The sequence below is a fragment of the Saccharothrix syringae genome, from assembly GCF_009498035.1.
Taxonomy (GTDB): Bacteria; Actinomycetota; Actinomycetes; order Mycobacteriales; family Pseudonocardiaceae; genus Actinosynnema; species Actinosynnema syringae.
This window is the reverse complement of sequence record NZ_CP034550.1, coordinates 8,726,792-8,751,652: the sequence shown is the minus strand read 5'-3', so window position 1 is coordinate 8,751,652 and position 24,861 is coordinate 8,726,792. Positions and strand designations below refer to the sequence as shown.

The window sequence follows — 24,861 nt, the reverse complement described above, 5'->3', positions numbered from 1 at the left end:
AAGGGCAGCGCACCCCGCCCCGACGCACGTGGCTCCCACCCCGTCACCCGGCCTACCGTCAACCCCGGGGTGATCGCCATGACGCGTCCGCAGCAACGAGGCGACCAGCGCCGCCGCACGGCCACGGCCGAACCGCCCCGCGCCCCCACCCGCCTGCCGCCCCTGCTGGCGCTCCAGCGCGCCGCCGGCAACGCCGCCACCACCCGGCTCCTCGCCACCGTGCAGCGGTGCGGGCCCGAACCCTGCGACTGCGACACCGAGGAGCGCGAGCGCCACGAGGAGCGGCAGGTGCAGCGGGCCGTGCGGGAAGGGGTGGTCGCCGAGCCCTCCACACCGCGCCCCAACCCGGCCACCTGCATGGTCCACCTGCACGGCAACGAGGTGAACGGCCTGCGCGCCGCCCAGTCGCTGGTGCCCCGCTGCGACGTCAACCTCGTCCACCTCACCAACACCACCCGCCACATCCACGTGACCACCGGCGGCGGCACGTGCGAGGCCGACCCGAACCGCATCTTCTCCGACACCGCCCTGAACGCCCTGTGGCCCCGCTGGAACAGGGGCCGCTGCGCCCGCGACCCGGTCAAGGCCGACGCGATCGCCCAGATCACCGCGTTCCGCGACCAGCAGCTGTGGCCGGCGATCCGCCGCTGCATGGGCGTCCCCGGCACCCTGGAGGAGGAAGCGCGCGAAGGCATGTGCCGGGAGGGCGCCCCCATCGCCGCCTTCCACAACAACGACCCGAGCCCCAGCATCGACATCCTGGCCTACTGCCCCGGTCCCGGCGGCCCGCCCGCCTGCGGTGGCCGACTCGGCTCGGAGGCCCGCGACAACCGGGCCACCGACACCACCGACGTGCCGGCCGACCGGAACCCGCACATCGCGCCCGGCCAGGACAAGGACGACTTCTTCCTGGTCACCAAGAGGGCGGACTTCGACGGCCTGGTCGCACAGGGCCGCAACGTCGTGCTCCAGTCGCCCAACGCCCGCGACGACGGCTCGCTCTCGGCCCGCTTCGCGCACGGCCGCTACGCCAACGTCGAGGCCGAACTGGGTGGCCCGCAGGCGCGCAACGACGCGATGGGCGAGGAAGCCGTCACTCGGATGGGCGCCACCTGCACGCCTGTGCAACGCGACACCGCACCACCGCGGACCGCGTCACCGGAGACCTCGGAAACCGAAGGGCTCGACGGCCTCCTGAGCTGGTTGCGGCGCCTGCTGGGCGAGGTCGTGCGCGTGCTGGAGCAGACGGCCACCACGCCCGCCGCCACGGAGCGGGAGGCGCCGCCGCCCACCCTGCCCCGCAGCTGCCGCACCTTCGCCGACCAGGGCGCGCTCGACGCGGCCAAGGCGCGCATCAGCACTTCGGTGATCGGCCGCATGGCCGACCGGGACGTCATCAGCTGGGTGGTCGGCCTCACCCCGCCGCCGACCGCGGTCACCCGCGAGGCCACCGAGCAGCGCGACTGCATGCTCGCCGCGATCCGCGCGGCCGCCCGGCGACCCGGCTCCGGCATCACCCTGCCCGCCGGCTCCCTGGCCCACTCCGACCACCGCGGTTTCGCCCAGCAGCGCGCCATCTGGGACCGCAAGTTCACCTTCGCCGACCGCGCCCACGGCGGCCGCCCGTTCGACCGGATCAGCGACGGCGCGCGGACCCGCTGCGCGCCCGCCCTCGGCGCCGACGTGCGCTGGGACCCCGACAACCCCGCCCACCGCCGCTGCTGGCTCACCGTCCTCACCGACGACGAGCGCCAGCAGGAGATCCTCCAAGCCTCCAGCGCGCCCGGCATCTCCCGCCACCACTGGGGCACCGACTTCGACCTGTTCGACGCCGACATGAACCCGGACCGGTGGCGGACCGGGGGCGCGTTCGCCGACGAGTACGGCTGGCTCCAGCGCAACGCCTCGACCTACGGGTTCGTCCAGTCCTTCACCACCACCTCGGCCTTCATGTCGGCCGGCTACATGGAGGAGCGCTGGCACTGGTCGTACTACCCGGCGGCGCAGGCCCTGCTGGAGTTCGCCCGCGGGCACCAGGCCGACGTCGAGGCGAGGCTGCTCGCCGAGTGGGGCACGAGCCCGCGGTTCAGCTTCATCCGCGCCCGGTGGCGGGACTTCATGTTCAACGTCAACGAACGCGGCTGGTTCTGAGCGCCCCACCGCCGGACGCGGCCCGCTACGACACCGGCCAGGTGTGCACCGGCTCGTTGGAGTGCATCAGGTCCCGGTAGGTGCGCAGCATCCGGCGCAACGCCTCGGGCCGGTCCAGCGCCGTGTGGTCGTAGTGCCGGTGGAACACCCGCGCCTGCCACGTCGCGCCGTTCACGCCGGTCAGGCACCGCTGCTCCACGATGCCCAGCAGGCGGTCGCGGTCCTGGGGGTCCACCTTCAGCTTGACCAGGCCCTCGTGCGCCATCGGCAGCAGCCTGCGCAGCACCAGCTCCGCCGCCGGGACCGTGCCCAGGCCCGGCCAGTACACCTGCGCGTCGATGCCGTTGCGCGCGCCGGCCAGGAAGTTCTCCTCCGCCGCGCTGAACGACATCTGCGACCACAGCGGCCGCTCCTCCTCGGCCAGCGTCCGCACCAGCCCGTAGTAGAACGCCGCGTTCGCCAGCGTGTCCACCACGGTCGGCCCGGCGGGCAGCGTCCGGTTCTCCACCCGCAGGTGCGGCTTGTCCCGCACCACGTCGTACACCGGGCGGTTCCACCGGTAGATGGTGCCGTTGTGCAGGCGCAGCTCGGCCAGCGACGGCGTGTCGCCGCGCTCCAGCACCTGCAGCGGGTCCTCGGGGTCGCAGATCGGCAGCAGCGCCGGGAAGTAGCGCACGTTCTCCTCGAACAGGTCGAAGATCGACGTGATCCACCGCTCCCCGAACCACACCCGCGGCCGGACGCCCTGCTCCTTCAGCTCGTCGCTGCGCGTGTCCGTGGCCTGCTGGAACAGCGCGATCCGCGTCTCCCGCCACAGCTCCTTGCCCAGTAAAAAGGGCGAGTTCGCGCCCACGGCCACCTGCACGCCCGCGATCGCCTGCGCCGCGTTCCAGTACGACGCGAACGCGTCCGGCGACACCTGGAGGTGGAACTGGGTGGACGTGCACGCCGCCTCGGGCACGATCGAGTCGGCCGTCATCTGCAACCGCTCGACGCCGTCGACGGCGATGTGCAGGTCCTCGCCGCGCGCGGCCAGCACCTGCTCGTTGAGCAGCGCGTACCGGGGGTTGCCCGACAGCGCCTCGGCGCCCATGTGCCTGGCCTGGAGCGTCGGCAGGATGCCGACCATCACCATGTGCGCGTCCGCGCCGCGGGCCTTGCGGTCGGCCTCGTTGAGGGAGTCCCGCACCACCTTCTCGAACTCGGCCAGCCCGCCGGAGGTCAGCTGCCGCGGCGCGACGTTGATCTCCACGTTCCACTGGCCGAGCTCGGTGACGAAGTCCGGGTCGCAGATGGCCTCCAGCGCCTCGGCGTTGCGCATGGCCGGGTCGCCGACGTCGTCGACCAGGTTCAGCTCGATCTCCAGCCCGGTCATGGGCCGGTCCAGCTCGAACCGCGACTCGCGCAGCATGCGGGCGAACACGTCGAGGCAGCGGCGCACCTTCGTGCGGTAGCGGGTGCGGTCCTCGCGGGTGAACTCGTGCCGTGCGACCTCGTCGCCCATGCCGTGCCTCCAAGCGGTGGGTCAGCGCGCGGGTACCGCGATGGCGGTCACCACAAACCCCTCCCGCGCCAGCCACCGGCCGGTGAACCCGTCGAGGGTGAACCCGTCCACGACCGGCGGCTCCACCAGGATGCGGGCGCTGAACGTGCCGTCGTCCGGGTTGAGGGTCACCTCCGCGTCCTCGAACCCCAGCCACCGGCGCGCCAGCGGGTACCACGCCTTGTAGACCGTCTCCTTCGCGCTGAACAGCAGCCGGTCCCACGCGACCTTGTCGCCGGCCGCCCGCAGCGCGGGCATCCGGGCCAGCTCGCCGGGCACGGCGATGGCCTCCAGCACCCCGTCCGGGGTGGGCTCGTTCGGCTCGGCGTCGATCCCGATCGTGCGCACCTGCCCCACCAGCCCCACGGCCGCCGCCCGGTAGCCCTGGCAGTGCGTGATGCTGCCGACCACGCCCGCGGGCCACAGGGGTTCGCGCTTGGGGCCGGGCAGCAGCGGCGCGGGCGGGAAGCCGAGCGCGGCCAGCGCGGTGCGCGCGCAGTGCCGCCCGGTGGTGAACTCGCGGCGCCTCTTGTCCACCGCCTTGGCGACGTGCTCCTCCTCCTCGGGGAACAGCACCGCCCCGTCGGGGTCGCCGAACGAGTCGACCGCCGAGACCGGCGGCGGCAGCAGGTCGGTGATCACCGGGCGTCCCCCTCGCGCAGCACGTCCAGCAGCGGCGCGCCGGTCCAGCCCCGCGGCTGCCACTCCCGCGGGTAGCCCAGCGACACCTCGTCGAACCGCACGCCGTCCTTGCGGATGGTGCGCGGGATGTGCAGGTGGCCGTACACCGCGACGGCCGCCCGGAACCGCAGGTGCCAGTCCGCGGTGCGCTCCGTGCCGCACCACAGCGCGAATTCGGGATAACGCAACACGAACGTGGGATCCCGCACGAGCGGCCAGTGGTTGATGAGCACCGTGCGCAGCGACGGGTCGACGGCCGACAGCCGCCGCTCGCTCTCCGCCACCCGCGCGGCGGACCACGCCTCCCGGCTCGGGTACGGGTCCGGGTGCAGGAAGTACTCGTCGGTGCACACGACGCCGGCCTCCTGGGCCGCGGCCAGCGCGGTGGCCTTGTCCGTCGTGCCCGCGGGCCGGAACGTGTAGTCGTAGAGGGTGAACAGCGGCGCCACCGCGACCGGCCCGCCCTGCCCCTCGAACACCGCGAACTCGTCCTCGGGGGTGAGCACGTCGAGGCTGCGGCACAGCTCGACGAGCTGCTTGTAGCGCACCTCGCCGCGGGCCTGCACCGGGTCGTCCTTCGTCGTCCACAGCTCGTGGTTGCCCGGCGACCAGACCACCCGCGCGAACCGGCGGCGCAGCAGGCCCAGCGCCCACTCCACGTCGTCGAACTTCTCCGCCACGTCGCCCGCGACGATCAGCCAGTCGTCGGGCGAGGGCGGCCGGATCGCGTCGACGAAGTCCCGGTTCTGTTGGTAGGTGACGTGCAGGTCGCTGGTGGCGAGCAGTCGGGGCGGCGTGGTCACGTCCCCGAGGGTATCGCCGCCCGCCCGGCTCGGGGAGTGACCGCTCATCCGCTCGTCGCGCGTCGCGGGCCGTTCAGCGGCGTCCGGGTGGCCGCGTGACGCTGCACCGCTCCCGTTCGTCGCGCGTCGTCTTACCAGTAGGCCCGGGTGTTCCTAGCGTGATGGGTATCACGACGTCCTGGGCGGAGGACCCGATGACCAACCAAGTACGTCCCGTGCAGCCGTTCGGCCGAACGGTGGGCGCGGAGATCGCCCGACAGGTGCAGCAGCACGCGCACCCCGCGGTCGCGCCGCGACGCGCCGACGACGCCGCCCTGGCCACGTTGCTGCGCGCCCGCCAGCGCGGCGACGCCCAGAGGCAGGAGCCGTGGGTGCGCCGGGCGCCCGAAGCACCACCCCGCCCCCCGCACGCCGACGTGATCGAGCAACTGGCCGTGCGCCTGGTGCCGCCGTCGCTGTGGGCGGCGGTGGAACCGCTCATCCCGCCCGCCAAGGTCCGCCGCCAGGGCGGTGGCCGGGGCCGGGTGTCGGACCGCGCGATCTTCACCGCGATCGTGTTCGTGCTCACCAGCGGCTGCGCGTGGCGGCACCTGCCCGCCACGTTCGGCGTCACGGTGCCGACCGTGCACCGGCGGTTCCAGGAGTGGACCGAGGCGGGCCTGTGGCTGCGGCTGCGGCGCGTCGCGGTGGACGGCGCGCTGGACGACGCGGAGTGGCTGCGGCTGGTCCTGGACGCCGCGGAACGGCGCGGCGCCAGGGCCGCGGGTTGATCGCTCGGAGCAAAGGGGAACGGCGGCCGCCGCGCGGGCGTCCCACGGGTGGACCGGAGGCGCCCGCGGGGCCGTTGTTCCTGGTGGAGGTGGCTGAAGATGCCGGAGTTGTCCAGACGCGAGGTCGCCCTGCTGCGCGCGACCGCCGCCAACCGGGTCGAGCTGACCGGTAGCGCCGAACCCGACGTGCGGGTCGACGACCTGCCGTTCTGCGACCCGGTCGCCGCCCGGTCGCTGGTGCGCGCGGGCCTGATCGCGCCGGTCGCGCCGGTCGGGCCGGGCCAGTGGGCCCTCGCGTGCCTGACCGCCGCGGGGTCGGCGGCACTGGGCGCGGACCTGCTCGTCGCCTGAGCCGGGGCAGACGCCGCCCCGGGAACGCACCGACTCCCGGCGGTGGGGCGCGCGGCTGTGCCGCCCCGGTCCAGTGCGGCGGTCGACGCCTTCGGCCACGGCGCAGAACATCGCGCCGGCCCGGTGTCCTGGACGACCCGCTCGCCGAGGCGATGCCGCGCCCGCGCTGGGCGCTGGTGGCCCGGGCCCCGCGGCCGCGCCCGTTCGCCCGCTGGGGCCGCAACAGCGCCTTCACCCTCGTCGCGGCCCGGCCCCTCGGCCACGACGACGCGGTGCGGCGCGCGCTTGACGACGGTGTCCGCCAAGTCGTCGTCGCGGGTTACGACAGCCGCGCCTGGCGGCTCGCCCGGCCCGGCGTCCGGTTCTTCGAGGTCGACCACCCCGCGACGCAGGCGGACAAGCGCCGCCGCGCCCCCGCCGGAGGTCCCCGCTACGTGCCCGTCGACCTGGCGGCGGACCCGCTGGACCGCGCCCTGCGCGAGGCCGTGCTGTTCGTGGTCGAGGGCCTGACCCCGTACCTCACCGAGCCGCGGGTGCGGGCCCTGCTGACCGCGCTGGCCCGGCTCGGCGGCCCGCCCGGCGGGATCAACCCGGGCGCGCACTTCGTGGAGGCGGTCCCCGCCCGGCGGGACCGGGAGCACGGCCCGGGTACGTCGGACGGATGACCGGTGCCGTGCGCGTGCCCCGAACGTCGAACCCGGGGTCCCGAACGTCGAACCCGCGTGCCCCGAACGTCGAACTCGGGGGTCCTGGAGGTTCGACACGGCGGGGCCGGCGGTTCGACTCGCGCGGAGGTCAGGCGTGCACGCCCGCCGAGTACTTCGGCACCCGCACGCTGATCTTCGTGCCCAACCCCGGCGCGGTCTCCACCACCAGCCCGTAGTCGTCGCCGTAGCAGCGGCGCAGGCGCTCGTCGATGTTGCCCAGCCCGATGCCCGCCGTCTCGTCGACCTGCCCCGCCAGCGTGCGGCGCAGCGCCTCGGGGTCCATGCCGATGCCGTCGTCCTCGATGGTGATGTGCGCCTCCTCCCCGGCGTCCGCCGCCAGGATCGAGATGCGCCCCGGCCCGACCTTGCCCTCCATGCCGTGCCGCACCGCGTTCTCCACCAGCGGCTGCAGGCACAGGAACGGCACGGTCACCGGCAGCACCTCCGGCGCGATCTGCAGCGTCACCTGCAACCGCTCGCCGAACCGCGCCCGCTCCAGCGCCAGGTACTGGTCGATCGACCTCAGCTCCTCCGACAGCGTGGTGAAGTCGCCGGCCCGGCGGAACGAGTACCGGGTGAAGTCGGCGAAGTCCAGCAGCAGCGTGCGGGCCCGCTCGGGGTCCGTGCGCACGTAGGAGGCGATCGCCGACAGCGAGTTGTAGATGAAGTGCGGCGAGATCTGCGCCCGCAGCGCCCGCACCTCCGCCTCCACCAACCGCGTCCGCGACCGGTCCAGCTCGGCCAGCTCCAACTGCCCCGACGCCCACCGCGCGACCTCGTTGGTGGCCCGCACCAGCCCCGCCGACGCCTCCCGGCTGTACGCGGCCAGCACGCCCACCACCCGCCCCTCCACGGTCAGCGGCGCGAGCACCGCCGTGTGCACCGGGCAGTCCGGGGTGGAGCAGGTGATGTCGAACGCCCTGGTGCGGCCGGTGGCGAACACCTCCGCGGCCAGGTCCATCGCCTCGGCCGCGTGGTGCGCGCCCGCGCCCTCCCACGCCACCACCTCGGTCTCGTCGGTCAGTGCCAGCGCGGGCGTGCCCAGCAGCGTGCGCAGGTGCCTGACCGACTTCTTCGCCGCCTCCGGCACCAGCCCGGCGCGCAGCGGCGGCGCCGCCGACCACGCGGTGTGCAGCGTCTCGAAGGTGATCCGCTGCTCGTTGGTGAGGAAGTCGTTGCGGGCGCGGGAGGTCCGCCAGAGCGTGATCACCACGGCGGCACCCACCAGCAGCACCGCGCCCACCGTCCACACCGGCGTCACAAGCGGTCCTGGCTGCGCAGGCCCAGGTTCTCCGGCGCGTGCAAGCGCACCATCACGTGGTTCACCCCCGGCGGCACCCTGCGCGGCGTCAGCAGCGACACCGCGTACATCACGACGAACCCCAGCGGCACGGTCCACGCGGCGGGCCTGGCCAGGAACACGTCGTACCACGCGCCGCCGCTGCCGCTGATCGTCACCATGCCCGCGACCAGCGCGGGCACCCCGCCCGCGAGCATCCCGGCGACCGCGCCGACCGTGCTGATCCGGGTGCTCCAGATGCCCAGCACCAGCAGCGGGCACAGCGACGACGCGGCCACCGCGAACGCCAGCCCCACCATGTCCGCCACCGGCACCTTGCCCACCAGCCACGTCATGCCCAGCGGCACCAGCACGGCGGGCACCGTGGCCCACCGGAACCCGCGCACCCCGCGCAACCGCAGCACGTCCCGGCTCAGCACGCCCGCCAGCGACACCATCAGCCCCGACGAGGTGGACAGGAACGCGGCGAAGGCGCCGCCCGCCACCAGCGCGCCCAGCAGCTGCCCGCCGAGCCCGTCGACGACCCGGCTGGGCAGCACCAGCACCACCGCGTCGGTGTCGCCGGTCATCAGCAGCTCCGGCGTGTAGAGCCGGCCCAGCGCCCCGTAGATCGGCGGCACCAGGTAGAACACGCCCAGCAGCGCCAGCACGATCAGCGTGGTCCGCCGCGCCGCGCGCCCGTTGGGGTTGGTGTAGAACCGGACGATCACGTGCGGCAGGCCCATGGTGCCCAGGAACGTGGCGATGATCAGCGAGTACACCGCGTACAGCGGGAACCGCTCGCCGCCGCGCATGGGCAGCGCCCACGTCTCGTCGGTGTTGACCGGGATCGTGCTCACGTGCGGCACGGCCGAGCCCGCCGGGAAGGTCAGCCGCGACCCGGCGGCCGCGGTGTGGTCGCCCTCGGCCAGCTCGCCGGCGCCGTCCACCCGCCGCCCGTCCACCACGCCCGCGCCCTCGTACGGCGTGGCCAGCGGCACCCGGAACGAGGTGGCGCTGTCGAAGGTCACCGTCGTGCGCTGGGTGAACTCGGGCAGCCGCGGCCCGCCGAGGTCCCGCGCGCCGTGCGCGTGCCAGGCCACCACCAGGAACACCACCGGCACCGCGATGGCGGTCAGCTTGAGCCAGTACTGGAAGGCTTGCACGAACGTGACGCTGCGCATCCCGCCGGAGGCCACGTTCAGCGTGACCACGACCGCCACCACCAGCGCGCCCGCCCAGTCCGGCGCGCCCGTGACCGTGTGCAGGGTCAGGCCCGCGCCCTGGAGCTGCGGCAGCAGGTACAGCCACCCGATGCCCAGCGCGAACACCGAGGCCACCGCCCGCACGGTCGGCGAGGCGAAGCGGGCCTCGGCGAAGTCCGGCAGCGTGTACGCGCCGCTGCGCCGCAGGGGCGCGGCGACCAGCGCGAGCAGCACCAGGTAGCCCGCGGTGTAGCCGACCGGGAACCACAGCATGTCCGGCCCGTGCGCGAAGATCAGGCCCGCGATGCCCACGAACGAGGCGGCCGACAGGTACTCGCCGCCGATGGCCGAGGCGTTCCACCACGGCGAGACCGTCCGCGAGGCCACGAAGAAGTCCGAGGTGGTGCGGGAGATCCGCAGCCCGTAGGTGCCCACCAGCACCGTGCCGATCGCCACCGCCAGCACCGCGATGACGCCGTAGGTGCTGCTCACGACCTCTCCACCAGCTCGGCGAACTCGCGCTCGCCCCGCTCGGCCTGCCGCACGTAGAACCAGCCCGCCAGCACGAACACCGGGAACACCAGCACGCCCAGCAGCAGCCACGGCAGCGGCAGGCCCAGCAGCCGCTGGGTGCCCACCGACGGCACGAGGGTGAACACCAGCGGCAGCGCCGCCACGCTCCCGCACACCACCGCGCACAGCAGCAGCCCGAGCCGCCGCTGGGTGCGGATCAGCGACCGCATGTAGACCGCGCCCAGCTCGCTCTGCTCGTCGATCTCCCGCGAGGCGGGGTACGGGCGGGGCGCGCGCGGCGCGCGGGTGCGCGGGCTGGTCACCACCACGCGCTGGCGCGGCGGCTGGGGGCCGGTGACCACCACGCGCTGGCGCGGCGGCTGCGCCCCGGTCACGACGGTTGCCGGTTGCGGCGCACCAGCAGCTGGCGCAGGTGCCGGGCGTGCCGCCGGCTGACCGGCAGCACCGCGCCGCCGATGTTGACGCTGAGGTGGCCGTCCTCCAGGCGCAGCTCGTCGATGTGGCCGAGCGAGACCAGGTGGCTGCGGTGGATGCGCACGAACCCGGCCGACCGCCAGCGCTCCTCCAGCCCGTTGAGCGCGGCGCGCACCAGCCCGCTGCCGGTGGCGGTGTGCAGGCGGGCGTAGTCGCCGTGCGCCTCCACGTAGCGGATGTCGGCCAGCCGGATGAACCGGGTGATGCCGCCCAGCTCCACCGGGATGACCTCGTCGCCCACGTCCGGCGCCTTCTCGGCGGGCGCCGCGGCGGCGGGTTCGGGGGTCTTGGAGTCCAGCACCTCGTGCACGATCCGGTGCACCGACTCGGCCAGCCGCTCCGCCCGGACCGGCTTGAGCAGGTAGTCCAGCGCCTTGAGCTCGAACGCCTCGACCGCGGGCTCCTGGTGCGCGGTCACGAACACGATCGGGGGAGGCTGGGCGAACCGGGACAGCACCCGGGCCAGGTCCAGCCCGTCCAGGCCGGGCATCCGGATGTCCAGGAACACCGCGTCCACCGGCTGCCCGGCGTCCATGGCGCGGTGCAGCGTGCGCAACGCCTTGGTCGCGTCCGTCACCGCCTCCACGTGGCCGACGCGCGGGTCGGAGCGCAGCAGGTAGACGAGGTCCTCCAGGGCGGGCGCCTCGTCGTCCACCGCGAGCACCCGCAGTGCCCGCTCCAGCGCCCCGCGGCGCTCCGGGCCCTCGCAGAGGGGACAGGGGAGTCCTGAGGTCATCGGCTTCCAATGCGTGCGGTCGACGGCGTCGGCGATTAGACCATTGGTCGCCCATCCTCGCCCCTGGGGGTGGCCAAGGGCAACGACCGCCGCGCGGCCGCCGCGTCACCCAGCGTGACCTCCAGCTCCAGGAACGCCTCCTCGGCCCGCCGCGCGGCCAGCGACACCGAGGCCGCCGCCGCGCTGCCGACGAGCCGCCGGGTCGGTTCCTGCAGGCCGCGCACCACCTCGGAGAAGTGGTTGGCCAGCCGGGCCAGCTCGGTGAGCGCCGAGACCAGCTCGGCGGACGTCCCGGGTGGACCTTCGGCGATCCGCGCCAGCCCGACGTGCGGATCGGAAGTCATGCGGTCCCCCAGTTGCGCTCCAGCGGTGTTCCGGAACCCGATGCTCGCGCCGGTGGCGTGGGAGGTCAACGACCTGGTGGAGTGGTCTTGATTGGTGTGGTGGACGACACGGGTCCACGGGGGACCGGTGCCCGACCCGGCCCGCTCGCCCGCGGTCACGCCAGGTCGGCTCCGCGGGCACTCGCGCGGATCGCAGGGCCTTCTCCCGCCGCCCGCGGTCACGCCAGGTCGGCCAGCGCGGTCGCGGCCACCTGCTCGAAGAAGCCGAAGCCGCCGCGCCCGGCCAGCTCCGCGACCACCCGCGCGGACCGCAGGGCCTCCTCCCGCCGCCCGACCGAGGCCAGCACCCGCACCAGGTGCGCGTGCGCCTGGACCACCCCGAACAGGTACTCGGCGGCCGTCGCCAGCTCCAGCGCCCGCAGGTGCGCGGCCTCGGCGCGGGCCGGTTCGCCCAGGTGCCGCAGGACCAGGCCCAGGGCGTTGTGCACCTCCGCCTCGATCCGCGGGCAGCCGCCCAGCTCGTGCACCTGCGCCAGGGCCCGCTGGGCGGTCCGCAGCGCCTCGGCGTGCTCCCCGCCCAGGCACAGCGCCACGGCCAGGTGCGCGGTCGCCTCGGCCCGCGAGTGCCGCACCCCGGTCCGGTACCAGGCGGCTTCGGCGTGGCGCAGCAGGTCGACCGCGCCCGCGTGGTCGCCCAGCAGCGTGCGGCAGCGCGCCAGCACGCTCGCGCACGTCGCCTCCACGTTGGTCCCCTCGGCGGTGCGGGCCAGGGCCAGGCCCTCGGCCAGCAGCTCCGCCGCGCCCGCCGCGTCGCCGCGCATCAGCAGCACCGCGCCGTGCCCGGCCAGCACCCCGATCCGCACGTGCGGCGGCGCCCAGTCCTCGTCCACCAGGGTCGCCATCCGGTCGAACGAGGCGGCCGCGGCGTCGAGGTCGCCCAGTTCCATGTGGACCACGCCCGCCAGGCCCGAGTGCAGCCACGCCAGCAGGCCGGCCGGGCGGGCCGCCGCCAGGTGCCGCAGCGCCACCCGCGGGTTGCCCAGGTTGCGGTGCTCGGTGGCCAGCCAGATGAGCATGGACGCCTCCGCGTCCCGGTCGCCCTCCGCGCGGGCCGCGCCCAGCGCCGCGTCGATGGCGTGCAGGAACTCCACGTGGTGGCCGTGCGAGCCGAAGTACCCGCTCACCGCGCTGATCAGCCGCCACGACAGCGCGCGCGGGCCGTGCGCGGCGCAGTGCTCGGTCGCGGCCAGCACGCTGGGCCGCTCGGCCGCCAGCCACGCCCGCGCGGCCCCCGGCGACAGCCGCGGCGGCCCGGACGTGCCCAGCTCGGGGTAGAGCACGTCCCCGACCTCGACCGCGGTGCGCAGGTACCAGTCGAACAGGCGCCGCCGCGCCGCGCCGACGTCCTCGCCCGCCGCCGCGGCCCGGTCGGCGGCGTAGTCCTGGAGCAGGTCGTGCAGGGCGAACCGGTCCGCGCCGACCCGCTGCACCAGGTGCGCCGACGCCAGGTCGTCGAGCAGCCGCCGCGCCGCCCCCTCGGGCACCTCCAGCAGCGCCGCCGCGCCCGCCGCGCCGAAGTCCGGCCCCGGCAGCACGGCCGCCAGCCGGAACAGCCGCGCCGCGGCGGGCGTGAGCGCCGCGTAGGACAGGTCGAAGGCGCGCCGGACCGCGGCGGTGTCGTCGTTGTCCACGGCCAGCGCCGCGAGCCGGTCGCCGCCGCGCAGCTCCGCCACGTAGGAGGCGACGTCCACGTGCGGCGACCCGACCAGGTTGCCCAGCGCGATCCGCAGCGCCAGCGGCAGGTACCCGCACAGCCGCGCCAGCTCGGCCAGCGCGTCGAACTGCGCCACCGCCACCTCCGGCCCGAGCGTGCGCGCCAGCAGCTTCCACGCCTCCTCGGCGCGCAGCACGTCCAGCCGCACGGTCGTCGCGCGCAGCGTCCCGCGCGGCTCTATGCGGCTGGTGACCAGCACGGAGCACCCCGAGCCGCCGGGCGCGCCCGGCGCGGTGGGCAGCAGCGGCAGCACCTGCTCCGCCGACGCCGCGTTGTCCAGCGTGATCAGCACCCGCCGCCCGCGCAGCCGGGCCCGGTAGCCGCGCACCAGCTCCCGCTCGTCCACCGGGATGTGGTCGGCCCGCACGCCCATGGCCCGCAGGAACCGCGCCAGCACCGCCGAGGTGGGCAGCGGCGGGGACGTGGAGTGCCCGCGCAGGTCCACGTACAGCTGGCCGTCGGGGTAGCGGTCGCGCACCGCGTGCGCCACCGACACGGCCAGCGCCGTCTTGCCCACGCCCGGCGGCCCGCACACCACCACGGTCGCCCCCGACCGGGTGAGCAGGTCCGTCACCCGCACCAGCTCGGCCGCGCGGCCCACGAAGTTGCCCACCGGCGCGGGCAGCTGCGACACCGGCGCCCACGCGGCCGCCGCCGGCCGGTGCAGGGCCGGGTCGCCGGTGAGGATCGCCCGGTGCACCGCGCGCATCGAGTCTCCCGGGTCCACGCCCAGCTCCCGCGCCAGCACCGTGGCGCCCTGCCGGTAGGCGTCCAGCGCGTCGGCCTGCCGGTCCGCCCGGTACAGCGCCACCATCAGCTGCGACCAGAACCGCTCGCGCAGCGGGTGCTGCGCGGTCAGCCTGCGCAGGTCGGCCACCACCTCGTCGCACCGGCCCAGCAGCAGCTTGACGTCCACCAGCTCCGCGGTCACCCGCAACCGCCGCTCGACCAGGTTCGGCGCCTCGACCTCCTGCAACGACGGCGAGGGCACGTCGGCCAGCGGCGCGCCGCGCCAGCACCCCAGCGCCCGCTCGTACACCGGCAGCGCCGCCGCGAGGTCGCCGTCCCGGACCAGCGCCGCGCCCCGCTCGGCCAGCGCGTCGAACCGGTGCAGGTCCAGCGCGTCGGGCGGCAGGTCGATCCGGTAGCCGCTGGAGGTGGTGCGGATCAGCGCGGGTTCGCCGAGCGCGCGCCGCAGGCGCATCACGTACACCGGCAGCGTCCGCCCGGCCCGGTCCGGCGGCGCCTCGCCCCACACCCGGCGGATCAGCTCGCCCGCGGGCACCGACCGGTTCGCGCCCAGCAGCAGCGCGGCCAGGACGATGCGGTGCTTGGCGGCGGTGACCTGGACGGCCCGGCCGTCGCGGCGGACCACCAGGGACCCCAGCACGCCGAACTCGTCCCGCGACAGGGTCAACCGCCTCCGATCCTCGTCCGACCCGACCATGCTGGTACCCCGGCCGGTGCCGGAGTACCACCGGATGGCCCCGGACTAGAGCCGGCCCACCTCGGTGACCCGGACCGCGGCCGTGCCGGTCTCGTCGGACTCGGCCAGGTCGACCTCGGCGGTGAAGCCCCAGTCGTGGTCGCCGGCGGGGTCGTCGAAGATCTGCCGCACCACCCAGCGACCAGGCTCCTCGGTGATCACCAGCATGGCCGGGCCGCGCGCGTTCGGGCCGGTGCCGATCTCGCCGTGCTCCTCGAAGTACGGCTCCAGCGCGTCCCGCCAGTCCTCGGCGGACCAGCCCGCGTCGCCGTCGAGCTGCCCCAGCTCGTGGTAGTTGCGCCGGGCGGCCAGCTCGACGCGCCGGAACAGCGCGTTGCGCACCAGCACGCGGAACGCGCGCACGTTGCGGGTGACCGCGGGCGGCGCCTCGGCCAGCGCCGCCTCGGCCTCCTCGCCGGGGTTGCGCAGCTTCTCCCACTCGTCGAGCAGGCTGGAGTCGACCTGGCGGACCAGCTCGCCCAGCCACTCCTGGAGGTCGCTCAGCTCCTCGGTCTTGGCGTCCTCGGGCACGGTCTGCCGCAGCGCCTTGTACGCGTCGGCCAGGTACCGCAGCACCAGGCCCTCGGAGCGGGCCAGCTGGTAGTACGAGACGTACTCGGCGAAGGTCATCGACCGCTCGAACATGTCGCGGACCACCGACTTGGGCGACAGGTGGTGGTCGGCGACCCACGGGTGCCCGCGCCGGTAGGTGGTGAACGCGGCCTCCAGCAGCTCGGCCAGCGGCTTCGGGTACGTCACCTCCTCCAGCAGCGCCATCCGCTCGTCGTACTCGATGCCCTCGGACTTCATCGCGCCGATGGCCTCGCCGCGCGCCTTGTGCTCCTGCGCGGACAGCACCTGGCGCGGGTCGTCCAGGGTGGACTCGACCACCGAGAGCACGTCGAGCGGGTAGGACGGCGACTCGCGGTCCAGCAGCTCGATCGCGGCCAGCGCGAACGGCGACAGCGGCTGGTTGAGCGCGAAGTTCACCTGGAGGTCCACGGTGAGCCGGATGTCGTCGCCCTGCCGCTCCACCACGCCCGCGGCCAGCAGCCCCCGGTACATGGAGATGGCGCGCAGGACGTGCCTGCGCTGCGCGGGCCGGTCCTCGTGGTTGTCCTCCAGCAGGTGCCGCATCGCGGCGAACGCGTTGCCGGGGCGGCCGATGACGTTGAGCAGCATGGCGTGGCTGACCTGGAAGCTGGAGGTCAGCGGTTCCGGCTCGGCGTTCTTGAGCCGCTCGAAGGTCTGGTCGCTCCAGGACACGAAGCCCTCGGGCGCCTTCTTGCGCACCACCTTGCGCCGCTTCTTCGGGTCGTCGCCCGCCTTGGCCAGCGCCTTCTCGTTCTCCACCACGTGGTCCGGCGCCTGCACCACCACCGTGCCCACGGTGTCATAGCCGGCGCGGCCCGCCCGGCCCGCGATCTGGTGGAACTCCCGCGCCTTGAGGTGGCGGGTGCGCTGGCCGTCGTACTTGGACAGGGCGGTGAACACCACCGTGCGGATGGGCACGTTGATGCCCACGCCCAGGGTGTCGGTGCCGCAGATCACCTTCAGCAGGCCGGCCTGCGCGAGCTGCTCCACCAGGCGCCGGTACTTCGGCAGCATGCCCGCGTGGTGCACGCCGATGCCGTGCCGCACCAGCCGGGACAGCGTCTTGCCGAACCCCGAGGTGAACCGGAACCGGCCGATCATCCGCGCGATGTCGTCCTTCTCCGCGCGCGTGGCCACGTTGACCGACATCAGCGACTGGGCGCGCTCCAGGGCGGACGCCTGGGTGAAGTGCACCACGTAGATCGGGGCCTCGCGGCCGTGCAGCAGCTCCTCGATCGTCTCGTGCAGCGGCGTGGTGACGTACTGGAAGTGCAGCGGCACCGGGCGCTCGGCCGAGCGGACCGTGGTGGTGGCCCGGCCGGTGCGGCGGGTGAGGTCCTTCTCGAAGAAGGTGACGTCGCCCAGGGTGGCCGACATCAGCAGGAACTGCGCCTGCGGCAGCTCGATCAGGGGCACCTGCCAGGCCCAGCCCCGGTCCGGCTCGGAGTAGAAGTGGAACTCGTCCATGACGACCTGGCCGACGTCGGCCCGCGCGCCGTCGCGCAGCGCGATGTTGGCCAGGATCTCGGCCGTGCAGCAGATGATCGGCGCGGTCTCGTTGACGCTCGCGTCGCCGGTCATCATGCCGACGTTCTCCGCGCCGAAGGTGTCGATGAGCGCGAAGAACTTCTCCGACACCAGGGCCTTGATGGGCGCGGTGTAGAAGGTGCGCTTGCCCTCGGCCAGGGCGGCGAAGTGCGCGCCGGTGGCGACCAGCGACTTGCCGGAGCCGGTGGGCGTGCTGAGGATGACGTTCGAGCCGGAGACGATCTCGATCAGCGCCTCCTGCTGCGCCGGGTACAGCGACAGCCCCCGGTCGGCCGCCCACTCGGCGAACGCGTCGAAGAGGAGGTCGGGGTCGGGGGAGGGCGGCAGCCGGTCGGTGAGAGTCATCGCAGGCAGAGCATAGTGGCAATGCCCGGAGGGGTGACGGGTCGCGCCCGCTGCTCCGAGTGGCCGCCGGTGCGGGCCCGGCTTACCGTGGTCCGGCGCCCGTCTCCCCGGCCCTAGGGACTCCCATGATCGTCGTCACCGGTGCCACCGGCAAGCTCGGCCGGCTGGTCGTCAACGCCCTGCTGGAGCGCGGGGCGGAGGTCGTCGCGGCGGTCCGCGACCCGGGTCGGGCGCGGGACCTGGCCGATCGGGGCGTCGAGGTCCGCGAGGCCGACTACGACCGGCCGGGGACCCTCGGCCCCGCGTTCGACGGTGCGGGGCAGGTGCTGTTGATCTCGGGCAGCGAGGTCGGCAGGCGCGTGCCGCAGCACTGGGCCGCCGTGGACGCCGCCAAGACCGCCGGGGTGCGGCTGCTGGCGTACACCAGCGTGCTGCACGCCGACACGTCCACGGCCGTGGTCGCGCCCGAGCACCGGGCCACCGAGGAGTACGTGCGCGCGTCGGGCGTGCCGTTCGCGTTCCTGCGCAACGGTTGGTACAACGAGAACTACGAGGCGGTGGTCCGGGAGTCGCTGACCACCGGCGTGATCCCCGGCGCGGCCCACGACGGGCGCGTCGCCTCGGCCGCCCGGGCCGACTACGCCGAGGCCGCGGCCGTCGTGCTGACCGGCGAGGGGCACGAGGGGGCGGTGCACGAGCTGTCCGGTGACGTGGCGTGGACCATGGCCGAGTTGGCGGCGCTGGTGACCGAGGTGTCCGGCACGGAGGTCGTCTACCACGACATGGAGGCCGTCCAGTACGCCCGCACGCTCGTCGGGGGCGGGGTGCCCGAGGTGGTCGCGCGGACGGTGGCGCGGATGGACACCGACATCGCCGAGGGGTTGCTCGCCGACGTGACCGGGGAGTTGGCGCGGCTGATCGGGCGGCCCACCACGCCGATGCGGGAGACGGTGCTCGCCGCGGTCAAGCGCTGACCGCCCCGGCCCGTTTTCACCCCGGCCCAGGCCAGTACCACCCAGCCCAGCGCCGCCCAGGCCAGCACCGCCCGCCCAGGCCAGCGCCGCCCGCCCAGCCCAGCGCCGCTCGGCCCGGCTCCGCCTCCGCCCGCTCGGCCCGGCTCCGCCCCGCCCGGCTCAGGCCGGCCTCGCCTGGCCTAGCCCGCCCAGCCTGACCCAGCCCAGCCCAGCACCGCCTCGCCCGGCCCCGCCTGGCCCGGTTAACCCGACAAACAGCCCAAAACCCTCCCGTCACCCCCTCGTCCGCCTCCCCGCACACCTCTCGCACACCTCCCGCACATCCTTCGTTGTTGCCGCCCGCTGGCCACAGCTCAACCCTGGCAACTAGCGTGGGCTCGTGACCCAACCGCTAGCCATGCACATGAGCGACGGCCTGCTGAACGCCCCGACCTCGTTGCTGTTCGTGGCGGTCGCCGTGGCCGGGGTCGGCCTCGCGCTGGCCAAGGCCCGCGGCGACCTCGACGACCGCACCGCGCCGATGGCCGGCCTGGTGGCAGCCTTCGTGTTCGCCACCCAGATGCTCAACTTCCCGGTCCTCCCCGGCGTCAGCGGCCACCTGCTGGGCGGCGCGCTGGCCGCGATCCTGGTCGGCCCCTGGGTCGGCGCCCTGTGCGTGTCGGTGGTGCTGGTCGTGCAGTCGCTGTTCTTCGCCGACGGCGGGGTCACCGCGCTCGGCGCGAACATCACCAACATGGCCCTGATCGGCACGGCCGCCGGCTACCTGACCGCGCTGGCGCTGCGCCGGTTCGCCACCCGCAACAAGGGCGCGCTGGCCGCGGTCGCCTTCACCTCGGCCCTGGTCAACACCGTGCTCGCCTCGGCGGGCTTCGTGCTGGAGTACGCCATCGGCGGCCAGGGCGGTGTCGCCCTCGGCACGGTCGCCGCCGCGGTGCTGGGCGTGCACGTGCTGATCGGCGTGGGCGAGGGCCTGATCACGGCGGTGACCGTGACCGCGGTGGCCGCCGCCCGGCCGGACCTGGTCCACCTGCTGCGCGGCGTGCCGCGGGAACTGGAGCTGCGGTCGTGAACAAGCGCTTCTTCGCCTGGTTCGCGCTGGTCAGCCTGGTGCTGGCGGGCGTGGCCTCCTACTTCGCCAGCTCGGACCCGGACGGGCTGGACCACGTCACCACCGAGCACGGCATCGCCGAGCACGCCGCGGACCACCCGCTGGCCGGCTGGCCGCTGGCCGACTACGCGCTGGGCGGCGACGACCGGTTCACCGGGGTGGCGGGCGTGATCGGCGTGGTGCTGACGCTGGCCGCCGCGGCCGGTCTGTTCCGGCTGCTGCGCAAGCGCCCCTCCGCCAAGTGATCCTGCACCGGCCGGGCGACTCGCCGGTCCACCGGCTGGCCCCGCAGGCGAAGATCGTCGCCGCGGTGGTGGCCGTGCTGTGCGTGGTGGCCACGCCGCGCGAGGCGTTCTGGGCGTTCGGCTTCTACCTGCTCGCGCTGGTCGCGGTGTGGGCGGTGGCGCGCGTACCGCCGGGCTGGTTCGCGGCCCGCTCGGTCATCGAGCTGCCGTTCGTGCTGCTGGCCCTCGCCCTGCCGTTCACCGGCGCGGGGGAGCGGGTCGACGTGCTGGGCGTGCCGGTGTCGGTGGAGGGCGCGCTGGCCGGGTGGAACATCCTGGCCAAGGGCACGCTCGGCCTGCTGACCTCGCTGACCCTGGCCGCGACCACCGCGCCGCACGACGTGCTGCTGGGCCTGCGCCGGCTGCGGGTGCCCGCGGTGCTGGTCACCATCGCCACGCTGATGCTCCGCTACGTCGAGGTCATCGCGGCCGAGGCGCGGCGGATGCGGGTGGCGCGCGTCTCCCGCGGCGACGACCCGCGGTTCCTGTGGCAGCTCGGCGCGACCGCGCGCGGTGTCGGCGCCCTGTTCATCCGCTCCTACGAACGAGGCGAGAGGGTGCACCTGGCGATGGTGTCGCGGGGGTGGACGGGCCGGGCGCCCGGCGACGAGGTGCGGGCGCCGCTGCCCGAGAGGTCGGCGCCCGCGCTGGTGGTGGAGCGGCTGGCCTACGCCTACCCGGACGGCCACCAGGCCCTGTTCGGGATCGACCTGACCGTCCGGCGGGGCGAGCGGGTCGCGGTCCTGGGGCCCAACGGCGCGGGCAAGACGACGTTCGCGCTGCACCTCAACGGGGTGCTCGGCGGCGGCTCGGGCCGGGTCGAGGTGGCCGGCCTGCCGGTGGACGCGGCGAACCTGCGGGAGATCAGGCGCCGCGTCGGCGTGGTCTTCCAGGACCCGGACGACCAGCTGTTCATGCCCACGGTCCGGCAGGACGTGGCGTTCGGCCCGACCAACTTCGGGCTGCGCGGCGCGGAGCTGGACCGACGGGTCGACGAGGCCCTGGCCGCGGTCGGCATGACCGCGTTCGCCGACCGGTCGCCGCTGCACCTGTCCGGCGGGCAGCGCCGCCGCGTGGCACTGGCCGGCGTGCTGGCCTGCGACCCCGAGGTGCTGGTGCTCGACGAGCCCTCGGCGAACCTGGAACCGGTGGCCCGCCGAGAGCTGGCCGAGGTGCTGCTGCGGTTGGACCGCACCACGCTGATGGTCACCCACGACCTGCCGTACGCCTTGCAGCTCTGCCCCCGCAGCGTGCTGGTCGACGGCGGCGTGGTCGTGGCCGACCGCCCCACGCGGGAGCTCCTGGCCGACGCCGAGCTGCTGGCCCGGCACCGGCTGGAGCTCCCGTTCGGCTTCCGCCTGGACTAGCCCGGGATCAGGGGCTGGTGCAGGTCACCGTGGGCAGCGAGTTGGTGCCGGAGTAGCTGGCGGTGAAGCCGAACTTCACCGAGCTCTCGGGCGCCACCGTGCGGTTCCAGTCCACGTTCTTGACCACGACTTCCGCCCCGGAGCCGGACCGCACGCCGTTCCAGACGCTGTTGACGGTCTGGCCGTTGGCGTAGGTCCACCTCGCGGTCCAGCCGTTGTAGGCGCTGGTGCTGTGGTTCATGACCTCGACCTCGCCCTGGAAGCCGCCCGACCAGGAGCTGGTGATCTTGTAGATCGCCATGCAGTTCGGGTCACCGGGCTGGTTCGACGTCGAGGTGGTCGTCGTCGTGGACGTCGTGGTGCTGGTGGAGGTGCTGGTCGTGGTGGAGGTGGTGGTCGTGGTGGTGTTGCCGCCGCGACCGACGCCGGTCACCTCGCCGTTGCCGCCGTCGAACACGACGTCGGAGCAGTTGTAGAAGGTCTCCTGGCTGTCCGAGCGGGTCCACACCGAGTAGATGATGTGGCGGCCCGACTTGCCGGCCGGCAGGTTGGCGTTCCAGTAGTACTGGCCGTCCACGGTGCCCACCGAACCGCTCGACGGCGGGTTGGTGACGCTGTGGAACGGCGTGCTCTCCAGGTCGTCCCAGGCCAGCGCGCGGGTCGGGCTCCAGCTGTCCTTGGTGACGTAGAGGTGGAACGTGCCGGGGTGGGCGGCCCACATGTTGTACGACCAGCGGAAGTTGGCGCCCGCGGTCAGGTGGGTCACGGGGTAGTCGTTCCGGGCGATGTCGAACCCGGAGTAGGTGGCGTTGCCGCCGCTGCACAGCTTGCCGTCCGGGATGAAGCCGCGCGTCCGGCCGCCGCCGTCGGAGCGCAGCACGCCGAACCAGTTGTAGAGGGAGTTGGTCCCGCCGGCGCTCACCGCGGCCGAGCACGCGGGGTTCACCGGCTGGATGTTCCCGGTCGGGGTCAGGCCGTCCTGCCAGCACAGGAACGTCCGACTGCCCGGCTTCATCATGGCGCCGTGCGCGGACGCGGTGGGCGCGCCGACCACGTTCACGAGCACCGAGACCAACACACCAGCCACGCCGGCCGCCGCCAGGGCGACCCATCGTCGGGCCTTCACGTCGTCCACCTCCTCATTGAGGTCTGGGAACGCTCCCAGGAAACGGACAGACTGTAGCCGTGATCGCATCGGTCTGTGAATCTTCGGCTACCCAGTGCATCCGAGTGGCCCTGTCAGACCACCCTTTCGGGCTTATCCCGCTACACCCGGACGTGTGCACGCTTCCTGGGAGCCCTCCCAGGGCGAACGGGGCCGGGCGGGTGGCCCGCGGGGTGCCCCGGGTAGCCGGGCGGGGGTGAGGGGTGGCGGGGCAGCCGGCGCAGCACCCGGTGCGCCAGGGCGGTGCGGCGCTCCGGCGGGGCGATCAGCACCGAGGCCGCGGCGAGCGACACCAGCAGGGTGACCGTGCCCGCGAGCACCAGCGTCTCCGGCGCGCCCACGCGCTCGCACAGCCAGCCCAGCAGGGGCGCGCCCACGGCGCCCGCCGCCGCGCCGACCGAGGAGTTCACCGCCAGCAGCCGCCCGCGCATTGCCTCGGCGGTGTCGAGCTGGACCCGCGTGCTCATCGTGGTGTCGATGACCACCGCGCCCGCCGCGATCGGCAGCAGCACCAGGGCGAACCCGAGCGCGCCCGGCACGATCCCGGCGACCGCCTGGAGCAGGCTCGTCCCGCACGCGACCACCAGCAGCAGCCGCACGGTCAGGGTGCGGCGCGCGGCTGCGGCGAGCCCGCCCAGCACGGTGCCCACCGCGAACACCGTCGACAGCAGCCCGTACGCGGTGGCGTCGGGGCTCATCGCGGCCATCGTGACCTGGTAGTTGCGGCCCAGGCCGGACAGCGCGAAGCCGAGCGCGAACAGCACGAGCAGCCGCCCGCTGCCCAGCACGTACCGCAGGCCCGCGGCCACGCCCGCCCGGTCGGCCGGGCCGCGCCCCAGCGGGTGCAGCTCGTCCCGGCGCACCGCCAGCACGGCCGCGACCACGGCCAGGAAGCTGACCGAGTTGACCAGGAACAGCGCGGGCGAGCCGAGCGCGGCGGCCAGCACGGCCGCGCCGCTCATGCCCAGGATGCGGCCGGTGGAGCTGAGCACCGAGCCCAGCGCCACGGCGTTGCCCAGGTCCTCCCGGGCCACCACCTGGCCGCCGAACCGGCCCAGCGCCGGCACGTCGAACACCGACACCAGGCCGGAGGCGCAGGTCAGCGCGAACACCAGGGCCATCGGCGCGTGCCGCCACACCACCAGCGCCAGCAGGGCGGCCAGCACGGCGTGCAGCACCTGGCAGACCAGGATGACCCGGCGCACCGGGAGCCGGTCGGCCAGCGACCCCGCCCACGGGCCGAGCAGGACCGAGGGCAGGGCGCCGAGCAGCACCGAGAGCCCGACGGAGGTGGCCGAACCCGTGCGTTCGAGCACCACCCAGTTGAGGCCGATCAACTGCATCCACGAGCCGGTCACCGAGATCAGGTCGGCGAACGCCCACAGGCGGTAGTTGCGGCCGCGCAACGCGCGGAACACCGTGAAGCTCCCTCGAAGACGATCCGGGGCCTCGACGTGCCCGTGCGAACGACGCCGTCCACACTAAACATGACTTTGCGTCATTTATGCAGGTTGATCAGGTGAAAACCGTCACGTAACGCGATCGGCGGCCAGCGCGGCCAGCCTCTCCAGCGCCTGGCCCAGGTACTCGTCGGTCAGTTCGTGGGCCTCGCCACCCACCGCGCCGGGGTGCTCGCCGCGCACGTCGAGGTGCAGCACCACGCGGCTGGAGCCCGGGCCGTCCTCGTCGACCTGGAGCCAGCCCGAGTAGCCGGCGCCCTCCAGGTCGCCCCACTCCAGCCGGCGCTGCTCGGGGACGGCGGCCAGGTAGCCCTCCGCCTCGTCGATCTCGTCGCCGATCGAGACCCGGCCGGTGACCCGCTCCGGGCCGCTCGACTCGACCTGCAGGCCGTCCGGCAGCCACGCCTCCATCGAGTTCACGTCCCGCGCGACGTCGAACACCGCCTGCGGGTCGACCGGAATCCTCTGCTCACGCTCGAACTCAGCCATGCCGCAGCCGTACCCCCGCCACGAGGGGGTTACACCGCCGCCGGGTGCCCCGCCCCGATCGTGGCCAGCTCCGCGCGGGCCCGGTGCGGGTCCACCGGCCGCATGCCGGCGTCCGCGCACCGGCGCACCACCGCCGGGTGCTCCCGCATCAGCCGCAGGCCCCGGCGCAGCAGCAGCGGCACCGGCTTGCGGGCCTCGGCCACGTCCCGGGCGAACCGGCGGGCGAACGTCACCACCGCGCCCGGCGCCAGCACCACCGCGTCGGCCAGCACGCCCGCCTCGCGGCACCCGGCCACCAGCCGGTCGGCGAACAGGCCCTCGGCGATGAACGGGCCCGGCGCGGTCAGCGTGCGGCAGCCGACCCGGCGGTCCTCGCCGATCGAGTACACCGGCGCCTCGACGGTGCCCGTGGTGGCCAGCTCGACCACGGCGGCCAGGGCGTCCTCGGTGTTCCAGGAGCCCTCGGCGTCCCAGTCGGGGCGGCCCGACTCGTCGCGCGGCAGCAGCGGGTCGTCGCCCTCGCGGTAGAAGTCGTCGAGCCGCAGGACGGGCCAGCCCAGGTGGGCGGCGAGGGTGGACTTCCCCGAACCGGAGGGACCGGCGAGCAGCACGGCGCGCGCGTGAACGGCAGGTGACGGCACGGGGTGCAATCCTCGCACACGCTTGTCCGAGCGTGCACCGCCGATGCT

21 protein-coding genes and 2 pseudogenes are annotated in these 24,861 nt (G+C 74.4%); 9 read left to right on the top strand and 14 right to left on the bottom strand.

All coding sequences use genetic code 11. The features are described from left to right. Window positions 1-78 precede the first annotated feature (78 nt). The gene (locus EKG83_RS36335) at window positions 79-2,151 is read left to right on the top strand and encodes a D-alanyl-D-alanine carboxypeptidase family protein (RefSeq protein ID WP_051764469.1); all 2,073 of its coding nucleotides are present in this window, start codon (window positions 79-81) and stop codon (window positions 2,149-2,151) included. A gap of 25 nt (window positions 2,152-2,176) precedes the next feature. Here EKG83_RS36335 and EKG83_RS36330 read toward each other — a convergent pair whose 3' ends face one another. Genes EKG83_RS36330 through EKG83_RS36320 form a run of 3 tightly spaced genes read right to left on the bottom strand, consistent with a single transcriptional unit; the run spans window position 2,177 to window position 5,178 of the window. Beyond that, window positions 2,177-3,655, bottom strand: coding sequence for a glutamate--cysteine ligase family protein (locus EKG83_RS36330; protein ID WP_033427884.1), 1,479 nt, complete (start codon window positions 3,653-3,655; stop codon window positions 2,177-2,179). A 21-nt stretch (window positions 3,656-3,676) separates the two neighbouring features. After that, entirely contained in the window at window positions 3,677-4,336 is a 660-nt protein-coding gene (locus tag EKG83_RS36325; RefSeq protein WP_033427883.1) for a 4'-phosphopantetheinyl transferase family protein, read from the bottom strand. After that, window positions 4,333-5,178, bottom strand: a complete 846-nt coding sequence (locus EKG83_RS36320) for a metallophosphoesterase family protein (RefSeq protein WP_033427882.1) — start codon at window positions 5,176-5,178, stop codon at window positions 4,333-4,335. The genes EKG83_RS36325 and EKG83_RS36320 overlap by 4 nt, the downstream gene beginning before the upstream one ends. Before the next feature lie 416 nt (window positions 5,179-5,594). Between EKG83_RS36320 and EKG83_RS48675 the strand changes: the two are divergent. From EKG83_RS48675 to EKG83_RS36305, 3 genes and pseudogenes are all read left to right on the top strand, one after another. Next, window positions 5,595-5,936, top strand: a pseudogene (locus tag EKG83_RS48675) (transposase); the annotation flags it as partial. A gap of 111 nt (window positions 5,937-6,047) precedes the next feature. Continuing rightward, window positions 6,048-6,299, top strand: a complete 252-nt coding sequence (locus tag EKG83_RS36310; protein ID WP_033427881.1) for a hypothetical protein — start codon at window positions 6,048-6,050, stop codon at window positions 6,297-6,299. After that, entirely contained in the window at window positions 6,233-6,964 is a 732-nt protein-coding gene (locus tag EKG83_RS36305; protein ID WP_322746616.1) for a class I SAM-dependent methyltransferase, read from the top strand. The genes EKG83_RS36310 and EKG83_RS36305 overlap by 67 nt, the downstream gene beginning before the upstream one ends. A 130-nt stretch (window positions 6,965-7,094) precedes the next feature. Here the strand turns inward: EKG83_RS36305 and EKG83_RS36300 are convergent, their stop codons facing one another. From EKG83_RS36300 to EKG83_RS36270, 7 genes are all read right to left on the bottom strand, one after another. Then, window positions 7,095-8,267 carry a histidine kinase gene (locus EKG83_RS36300; RefSeq protein ID WP_033427880.1) on the bottom strand — a complete coding sequence of 391 codons (1,173 nt, stop codon included), beginning with the start codon at window positions 8,265-8,267 and terminating at the stop codon, window positions 7,095-7,097. Continuing rightward, window positions 8,264-9,982: a sodium/solute symporter gene (locus tag EKG83_RS36295; RefSeq protein WP_033427879.1), complete on the bottom strand. Its 1,719-nt coding sequence runs from the start codon at window positions 9,980-9,982 to the stop codon at window positions 8,264-8,266. Before EKG83_RS36295 ends, EKG83_RS36300 begins: the two co-directional genes overlap by 4 nt. After that, the gene (locus EKG83_RS36290; protein ID WP_228122347.1) at window positions 9,979-10,398 is read right to left on the bottom strand and encodes a DUF485 domain-containing protein; all 420 of its coding nucleotides are present in this window, start codon (window positions 10,396-10,398) and stop codon (window positions 9,979-9,981) included. The genes EKG83_RS36295 and EKG83_RS36290 overlap by 4 nt, the downstream gene beginning before the upstream one ends. Beyond that, window positions 10,395-11,234 (bottom strand): LytR/AlgR family response regulator transcription factor, encoded by an 840-nt coding sequence (locus EKG83_RS36285; protein WP_194282962.1) that lies wholly within the window; start codon window positions 11,232-11,234, stop codon window positions 10,395-10,397. Before EKG83_RS36285 ends, EKG83_RS36290 begins: the two co-directional genes overlap by 4 nt. A gap of 35 nt (window positions 11,235-11,269) precedes the next feature. Next, on the bottom strand, window positions 11,270-11,578 hold the full coding sequence (locus tag EKG83_RS36280; protein WP_033427878.1) for a hypothetical protein: 309 nt from the start codon (window positions 11,576-11,578) through the stop codon (window positions 11,270-11,272). A 218-nt stretch (window positions 11,579-11,796) separates the two neighbouring features. Beyond that, window positions 11,797-14,769: an AfsR/SARP family transcriptional regulator gene (locus tag EKG83_RS36275; protein WP_033427877.1), complete on the bottom strand. Its 2,973-nt coding sequence runs from the start codon at window positions 14,767-14,769 to the stop codon at window positions 11,797-11,799. Window positions 14,770-14,844: 75 nt separating this feature from the next. Next, window positions 14,845-17,325, bottom strand: a complete 2,481-nt coding sequence (locus EKG83_RS36270; RefSeq protein WP_033427876.1) for a DEAD/DEAH box helicase — start codon at window positions 17,323-17,325, stop codon at window positions 14,845-14,847. Between the two features lie 125 nt (window positions 17,326-17,450). Between EKG83_RS36270 and EKG83_RS36265 the strand changes: the two genes are divergently transcribed. The 5 genes and pseudogenes from EKG83_RS36265 to EKG83_RS48665 all read left to right on the top strand — a co-directional run bounded on the left by EKG83_RS36265 (window position 17,451) and on the right by EKG83_RS48665 (window position 21,058). Next, a complete protein-coding gene (locus tag EKG83_RS36265) occupies window positions 17,451-18,299 on the top strand; it encodes an SDR family oxidoreductase (RefSeq protein WP_033427875.1) in 849 nt (282 codons plus the stop codon). Window positions 18,300-18,678: 379 nt separating this feature from the next. Beyond that, window positions 18,679-19,368, top strand: coding sequence for an energy-coupling factor ABC transporter permease (locus tag EKG83_RS36260; protein ID WP_084715976.1), 690 nt, complete (start codon window positions 18,679-18,681; stop codon window positions 19,366-19,368). Then, window positions 19,365-19,652 carry a PDGLE domain-containing protein gene (locus EKG83_RS47245; RefSeq protein ID WP_033427873.1) on the top strand — a complete coding sequence of 96 codons (288 nt, stop codon included), beginning with the start codon at window positions 19,365-19,367 and terminating at the stop codon, window positions 19,650-19,652. The genes EKG83_RS36260 and EKG83_RS47245 overlap by 4 nt, the downstream gene beginning before the upstream one ends. Then, window positions 19,649-20,224 (top strand): annotated as a pseudogene (locus EKG83_RS48670) (energy-coupling factor transporter transmembrane component T family protein); the annotation flags it as partial. The gene EKG83_RS47245 and the pseudogene EKG83_RS48670, both read left to right, overlap by 4 nt. 36 nt (window positions 20,225-20,260) lie before the next feature. Further along, window positions 20,261-21,058, top strand: coding sequence for an energy-coupling factor ABC transporter ATP-binding protein (locus EKG83_RS48665; protein WP_084715999.1), 798 nt, complete (start codon window positions 20,261-20,263; stop codon window positions 21,056-21,058). A gap of 7 nt (window positions 21,059-21,065) precedes the next feature. On the opposite strand, the gene EKG83_RS36250 is transcribed toward EKG83_RS48665, so the two are convergent. The 4 genes from EKG83_RS36250 to EKG83_RS36235 all read right to left on the bottom strand — a co-directional run bounded on the left by EKG83_RS36250 (window position 21,066) and on the right by EKG83_RS36235 (window position 24,813). Then, a complete protein-coding gene (locus tag EKG83_RS36250; RefSeq protein WP_051764531.1) occupies window positions 21,066-22,184 on the bottom strand; it encodes a lytic polysaccharide monooxygenase auxiliary activity family 9 protein in 1,119 nt (372 codons plus the stop codon). A 140-nt stretch (window positions 22,185-22,324) separates the two neighbouring features. Continuing rightward, window positions 22,325-23,641: an MFS transporter gene (locus EKG83_RS36245; RefSeq protein WP_063741238.1), complete on the bottom strand. Its 1,317-nt coding sequence runs from the start codon at window positions 23,639-23,641 to the stop codon at window positions 22,325-22,327. A gap of 111 nt (window positions 23,642-23,752) precedes the next feature. Then, window positions 23,753-24,172: an SRPBCC family protein gene (locus EKG83_RS36240; RefSeq protein WP_033427872.1), complete on the bottom strand. Its 420-nt coding sequence runs from the start codon at window positions 24,170-24,172 to the stop codon at window positions 23,753-23,755. A gap of 29 nt (window positions 24,173-24,201) precedes the next feature. Further along, window positions 24,202-24,813, bottom strand: coding sequence for a uridine kinase family protein (locus EKG83_RS36235; protein ID WP_033427871.1), 612 nt, complete (start codon window positions 24,811-24,813; stop codon window positions 24,202-24,204). Window positions 24,814-24,861 lie beyond the last annotated feature (48 nt).

Coding starts and splice junctions, on each gene's coding strand:
- EKG83_RS36240 (WP_033427872.1), bottom strand. CDS start 24,172: ATGGCTGAGTTCGAGCGTGAGCAGAGGATTCCGGTCGACCCGCAGGCG.
- EKG83_RS36285 (WP_194282962.1), bottom strand. CDS start 11,234: ATGACCTCAGGACTCCCCTGTCCCCTCTGCGAGGGCCCGGAGCGCCGC.
- EKG83_RS48665 (WP_084715999.1), top strand. CDS start 20,261: ATGGTGTCGCGGGGGTGGACGGGCCGGGCGCCCGGCGACGAGGTGCGG.
- EKG83_RS36265 (WP_033427875.1), top strand. CDS start 17,451: ATGATCGTCGTCACCGGTGCCACCGGCAAGCTCGGCCGGCTGGTCGTC.
- EKG83_RS36310 (WP_033427881.1), top strand. CDS start 6,048: ATGCCGGAGTTGTCCAGACGCGAGGTCGCCCTGCTGCGCGCGACCGCC.
- EKG83_RS36335 (WP_051764469.1), top strand. CDS start 79: ATGACGCGTCCGCAGCAACGAGGCGACCAGCGCCGCCGCACGGCCACG.
- EKG83_RS36280 (WP_033427878.1), bottom strand. CDS start 11,578: ATGACTTCCGATCCGCACGTCGGGCTGGCGCGGATCGCCGAAGGTCCA.
- EKG83_RS36270 (WP_033427876.1), bottom strand. CDS start 17,325: ATGACTCTCACCGACCGGCTGCCGCCCTCCCCCGACCCCGACCTCCTC.
- EKG83_RS36330 (WP_033427884.1), bottom strand. CDS start 3,655: ATGGGCGACGAGGTCGCACGGCACGAGTTCACCCGCGAGGACCGCACC.